At 57.6% G+C, this 5,234-nt stretch carries 2 protein-coding genes and 1 pseudogene; all 3 read right to left on the reverse strand.

Annotation, left to right across the window (positions count from 1 at the left end):
* A pseudogene (locus OKA11_RS24055) lies at positions 1-724 on the reverse strand (cytochrome P450); the annotation flags it as partial.
* A 466-nt stretch (positions 725-1,190) separates the two neighbouring features.
* Positions 1,191-2,054: an NAD(P)-dependent oxidoreductase gene (locus OKA11_RS24060; protein WP_267225109.1), complete on the reverse strand. Its 864-nt coding sequence runs from the start codon at positions 2,052-2,054 to the stop codon at positions 1,191-1,193.
* Positions 2,055-2,171: 117 nt separating this feature from the next.
* Entirely contained in the window at positions 2,172-4,691 is a 2,520-nt protein-coding gene (locus OKA11_RS24065; RefSeq protein WP_267225111.1) for a TonB-dependent receptor, read from the reverse strand.
* Between the last annotated feature and the right edge of the window lie 543 nt (positions 4,692-5,234).

Consider the following 5,234-nt stretch of genomic DNA (forward strand, 5'->3'; position numbering starts at 1 on the left):
GGCCGAGGACTTCTTCGTTATTCCACTTGCGGCCGTCTTCGGCTTCGAATTCGAATATCCTGGTGATGTAGTCGTCCTGAGGTTGACGGCGGCGAGCATCGATCTCGGACTGCAGATAAGCCACGACCTGGCGCACCGCGTTGCTGCGGACCTCCCAGTCATTCGTGTGCAACATCTCCTTTTCCCAGGCCAGGAACTCGTCCATCCGTTCCTGCGGAAGTCCCAGAAGGTCGAGTACGATGAAGATCGGGTAGCGCTCAGAGAATTCGTTCACGAAATCGCAGTGGCCGAGGTCTTTGAATGCCTTGATGAGGTCGCTTGCGCGTCGCCGCAGCTCGTCCTTCATCGCGGCCATCTTCTGCGGCGAGAATTGTGGGTTCAGGGCCTTGCGGTAGAAACTGTGCATCGGAGGGTCCACCTCCGTGGGCACGACCAACCAGTCTGCGCCGATGCTCTGGGACCACTGGCCCATGCCGTTCTTGGTGAAATTGTCGGGATCGCGAAGCATAGCCATCGTGTCGTCATAGCCGGTGAGCAGCCAGCCGGGCTTGTCGCCGGGGAAGATGTTGGTGACGTACGTAATCGGCCCCAAAGTACGGTGCATCTCTGGAATGAGCGTTTCCTGAGGGCAGTCCTTCACTTCCTCGCGCGCGAAATACGGCAACCACTTTGCCAGCTCGGCCGGTACGTGGGGAGGAATTTCCTGTGTGGGTGCGCTCGCCATCAAATCTTCTCCGAATCCTCTTTGCCCCGTTGGCCAGACCGCTCGCCTGTGCGCTGCCATCCTGGTTTACCGAAGCGCCTAGTCCTGTTTCGCGCTGCGATCAGACGAGGGCAAATGCGTCAACGCGTGGCCTGCGCAACCTTCCATAAGATAGGCGCTAGGCCGCTGTTCGCTACAAACCGGCGCTTTGGCGCGTTGTAGTCCAGTCAGAGCGGTTTGGCGGGTTCTTGAGGAAAAAAAACGGGTCGCACTCACAAGCGCAGTCCATGAACGGCAGCGGCCGCGCCGCTAGAGGCCGGATGTCCCTGCCCGGCAGGACCGGGCGTAAGCTGCGAGAGCATCCTGCCTCACAGCTTCCGGCGCCATGTGTTTTAACGCTTCGGCAACCCTATCAGACCGCGCGACGACTATCGCGAATGCACTAAGCCATATCCGCTTGGTCGTCCGCGGTCTGGTTACGGGCGCGTCATGCGCCGATTGGTTGGCCGAGCGGATATTCCAGTCCTGATGTAGAAGCGGCGTTCTCCCGGATCAGTTCTACCATGGGCAGACGGACGCCGAAGCGAGCCGCCTCGGCAATCGCGACGTCCAGATCCTTCATCATGAGCATCTGGAAATATTCGCGCAGTTTCGTCTCCTCGGCATTCCCGTCCGCTTCGGGACGTTTTGCCATGGAAAGAGCGCCTTCAAGTCCACCGCCGGCGGTCGGGTCGCCTGACAACGCGAGAGTGAGTTGATCGAGGCTGACTCCGTAGTTGCGGGCAATGACTGCCCCCTCGTAACCCGCTCTCATGCAGCCAAAGTACGTGGTGTTGCGGGCGATCTTGGCCGCCATACCGGCTCCAGGCCCGCCCATGTGTAGCACTTGCTGTGCGAATCCGTCGAATACGGGCTTAGCAGCCGCAAGGTGATCGTCTTCTCCGCCTGCCATACAAATGAGCCCATTTTCGGCAGACTTCGGTCCGTTCGTGACCCCGCAGTCGATGAGGATAACGCCAGCATCCTTGCACATTGCCTGCGCGCTGGCGAGATCTGCCATGTTGATCGTCGACAGCAGAATGATGGTCTGGCCGGGTTTGTTTGCCGCAAGTACTCCGTCTGGTCCGAATAGAACTGCAAGAGTCTGCTCCCCGTTGAGGACCGCAATCAGCACGCAGTCCGAAACTTCGGCCAAGGTACGGGGGCTAGAGGAGATCGGTGGCGCCCCCTTTATGCGATCCGCCGCTGCCGCATGAACGTCGTAGATCGCTGCAAGCTGGCCGGATCGCTGAAGGCATACGGCAACGCCCCCGCCAATTGATCCCAACCCGATAACGCCACCGGTTTTCATCACTATTCTCCTGTACGGAAATAACACTGTCTATGCCGAGGAGGTCTCGACGCTTCCAGGGTAATTCAAAGTCAAAAGGGGCGGACTGCGTCCGCCCCTCCATAGCAGTTCCGGCTATCAGAACCTGTAGGTTGCCTCGACACCCCAGGTGCGGGGGGGGCCTAGGTACAGACTGTTGTACGGAGCATTCGGCAGAATGACCGAAACGCCCGCCTGGTACTGAACGTCAAACAGGTTCTTGACGTAAAAGCCAAGGTCTAGCCCTGTGCCTGCAATTCCCTTGACGTCGATACGCCCATTGGCGAGGGAATAGCCCTTCAGTTGATAGCCCTGCTGGCCGCCGTAATCAGCAGTCATGTAAAGATCGCCGCTGAGGATGACATCGGCATTTGCCGGATGCACGGGCGTGATCCAGCTAGCCGTGACGGTACCGGAGAATGTCGGTGTCAGCCTGTTGATCTGATCTGCGCCGAAGGATCCAACATTTGGCCCGAGTTCGCCATTCGTATTGACGGGAAGCAGCTTTGCCACGTCCGTCTTCGTGATCGCGCCGTTGAAGCCCAGAGTGAGGTTGCGGTCCGGCGACACACTGGCATCGATCTCGACACCATAGATGTTGAGATCGGCCGCATTGATGATGATCGAGGAGGGCGGCGCGTCGAGAGTTCCGCGAGGAAACAGGAAGTTTCCAGAATTCGACAGGAACTGCGTGGCGTTGTCGTAACGAGAATAGAACGCTGCGACATTGAGCCGTCCTTGTGCGCCGGCCACATTAAAGGTCAGCTTCTCGCCGATTTCAACGTCGGTCACCCGTTCCTGCTTGATAGTCTGGTATCCGCGCAGGTCCACGCAGGACATCGAGTAGGCCTTGGATGGGCAGGTCACCGGAGCAGATTCAAACAGCGGGAAATTGAGGTTCTTGGGGCGAACGCCGCGGCGGCTCGTGATATAGACCATGAAATCGGGGCTGATCTTGTAGTCAAACCCAATGGTCCATGTCGGGTAGTTGTCCTTGACCGAAGCTTGGCCAAAGCCGTCGCTGAATTCGGTCGGTGTGCCCACCCGATCGGCGATATTCTGCTTACACTGCGAGAAATCAACCGATGCGAACGTGGCTGTGTTACCTGGATTGTAGCAGAATTCAGACTTATCCCAGCTGTAGCGACCGCCGATGTTGAAATTCAACTTATCGGTGAGCGGGATGGCAAACTGTCCGTACACCGCGAGACTCTGATTTTTCACATGAGTAGTCGTTGGCGGAACGCGGCCAAGTGAAGAGAATACGGTAAACTGATCGCCTGATGGTCCTGCGGGGCCATCTACACTGTAATAGACGCCGAGAATACCGTTTAGTCCACCCGAACCCTTATAGATAAACTGGAAGTCGTTATCGATATAGTCTCGAACATACCGTTGTTCGGCGTAATACGTGATGAACGGCTGAGTAACAAGACCGCCGAGGAAAGGATTCGCTACGCCCCCTTGATCCAGAACCGGCACGGCGGCAGTGTTAATGGACTGATTATTAGTGTTCTTCCGATAACCGAAAATGTTCCTCAGAGAGAAGCTGTCGCTCAGCTCAACGTCAGTGGTGTTGACGACTGCGATCGACTTTCGGTACGCGCGGCCTCCGTTAATCCCTCCGTCGAATGCGCCACGAGGATGTTCCTGTGCATACGCCTCCGCGAGGCTCGCAAGTTGGACGGCGCTGGCCGCCCGGCTGGCGCTACCAAGGAGAGGCAGGAAAACGGCCGACTGGAGCGGTGAGAAATCTGCCTTGTACAGGTATAGACCGGAGGCCAGTTCATCGGCCTTGAAATATTCGGCGACCGTCGTGTTCGTAATCCCCTCGGTCGGGGCAATTGTGAGCGATACCCGAACACTGTCGTTCTTGATGTTCTCGAAGCCGGGATAATTGTTGGCTCTCGGATCCGTGGCGCCCAAAGCCTTCACTTCCGGCAACGCGAAGAAGTCCGCATCCAGAGAGCGGATCCTAGGGTCCTGGCGCCGAATTTGCCCGGCCACACGCAACGCGATCTTTTCCGATACGATCGGGACGTTCACCGCCCCCTCGATCGCCCAGTAGTTCCAGCGACCATACGTCCCTTTCACGTAGCCGCCGAAATCGTACAGGTCTGGTTGAACGGTATTTACGAGGATCGCGCCGCCGAGCGTCGATTTGCCGAATAGAGTTCCTTGCGGACCCTTGAGAACCTGCACATTCGAGATGTCGTAGGTAGGAATGCTCGATCCAAGGCTGGGGATCGCGATGTTGTTGAAATAGGTCACCACGCCTGGGGTCGTGAGACCGACGGGCAACTGACCCACACCACGCAGACTGACGTTGGTTGTGCTCTTGCCGCCTTCGGAATTGAAATTCAGACCCGAGGCGATGGACTTGACATCCGACAGTTCCTGGACTGTCGAGCGCTCCAGAGCCTTGCTGTCAAATGCCGTGACCGCGACCGGGACGTCCTGCAATCGTTCTGCGGTTCGCCGAGCCGTGACGATAATTTCGCCGGTACCGATTGCGCCGGCGGTGTTTGCCGGAGCATCGTTCTCGTCCGCCCAGGCTTGGCCCGAACAGATCATCAAGGCGCTCGACCCGAGCAATACCCTGCAAATCGCCTTTTTCATTTCTGTGTCCCTCCCGACTCCGATTTTCTTGCAGCCTACTGGCGGTTCGCGGCAGGGCTACCTATCGAATGGTGGGGCAGTGCCATTTCAATTTAAGATGTGTAAGATTTCCGTCCTGAAAATGCACAACGGGTGAAGCGCTACAGACTGCGGTCTTGTGTTTAGGTCTGCGAAGCGCGGCGCCCATTTTACGTTGTTTCTGGCAGGCTCGATCTTCCGGACTTGGGGATCGCTGGACCGTGTGCGAACACGTCAGTCGCAAGCGGTGAAGTGGCCCGCTCATACTAATGGTCGGAAAGGTCCTGGGTACGATTAGGCGGATCGTAGCTTGGGTGAAGTCGCGAAAGTGGCCCTTCCGAAGGTGGGGCCGATCTTCAGATGGAAACTTGTCCCAACCGACCATCCCTATCCTTTGGCGGGTGCTCTTAGCGTCTGCGCTTCTCACGATCCGGGACCAGAAATGTACGGAGGGGTGATTGGCAGCCAGAGCACGACAACGAAGGTGTGCACCACAGGGGCGCGATCGTAGGAGCAATGATGTTC

This window comes from Novosphingobium clariflavum (assembly GCF_026420865.1).
GTDB classification, from domain to species: domain Bacteria; phylum Pseudomonadota; class Alphaproteobacteria; order Sphingomonadales; family Sphingomonadaceae; genus Novosphingobium; species Novosphingobium clariflavum.